The organism is Alienimonas chondri (genome assembly GCF_013036045.1).
In the GTDB taxonomy this organism is placed as follows: domain Bacteria; phylum Planctomycetota; class Planctomycetia; order Planctomycetales; family Planctomycetaceae; genus Alienimonas; species Alienimonas chondri.
Genome location: NZ_WTPX01000339.1, coordinates 1 through 941 on the forward strand (window position 1 = coordinate 1; position 941 = coordinate 941).

Annotated in this window: 2 protein-coding genes; both read right to left on the reverse strand. The window is 75.3% G+C overall.

Annotated elements, in window-relative coordinates:
* Positions 1–560: DUF4350 domain-containing protein (locus LzC2_RS21525; RefSeq protein WP_171190070.1), on the reverse strand; the 560-nt coding region annotated here is incomplete at its 3' end.
* A partial coding sequence (locus LzC2_RS21530) for a DUF4129 domain-containing protein (RefSeq protein WP_171190071.1) occupies positions 557–941 on the reverse strand: 385 nt, incomplete at its 5' end. The genes LzC2_RS21525 and LzC2_RS21530, both read right to left, overlap by 4 nt.

Here is a 941-nt window from a genome sequence, read left to right on the forward strand (position 1 = left end):
GTCCCGCCGCCCCACAATTCCGTGCGAGCGACGCGGACGGCCCCGTCCGCCTCCACCAAGGCGTCCCCCGCCGCGGTCACCTCCCCGCCGTACGGCCAGAACAGTTTCAGATCGTCTCGCTCCAGCCCCGCGGCGAACGTCGGTTCGGCGCCTGTCAGTCCGCTCCCGTCGCCCTCGCCCTCGATTCCGCCGAGTTCCCCCAGATCCACGGACTGTCCCCCGCGCGAGGCGAACAGCAACCCGCCGCCGCCGCGGACCCAGTCCTCCAGCGTGGCCCGCTCGTCCTCGGTCAGATCGCGGGGCGGGCCGAGGACGACCAGCAGCGTGTCGAAGGGATCTTCCCGCTCCGCGAGGGCCGCCAGCGGCGATTCGCGGCGGACCGTCTGATAGCCCGCCCGGGCGGCGAGCAGCACGAGCGCCTTCTGACCGTCCGGCGCCGGGCTGCGGGTGTCGTCCGGCAACGCCGGCCGCCAGTCGGCCGGGGCGAACTGCGCCAGCAGCAACAGCCCGCAGGCCGTCGCCCACGCCGCGTCTCTGGCCCCCAGCGGCACGCGCGTCATTCGCCCGTCCCGGATTCGCCCGTCCCGGAGGGACGACCTGTGATCGGCGCCGGATCACGGCCGGGCGCCGGATCGTGGGCGGCGCGAGTCGAGACGCCGGCGAGGTAGGCCGCTTCGGCCTCCGCGTACTGCTCCAGGCGACCGGGGCGACGGCCGTAGCCCAGCGGCTCGTACACCTTCACCACGGTGTTGAGCGCCGGGTGCAGCGCCGCGTCGGGGCGCGCGGCGCGGAGATACTCCCGGGCGGTGAGGCCGCGGCGGGGGCGGATCAATCCGGCGAGCTCGACCCGATCGGTCAGTCCGCCCAGCAGAATGCCGACCGCGTCCCCGTACCGTCCGGCCGCCGCCGCATCGCGGGCCGCCGCCAACCGTTCGTCCGCC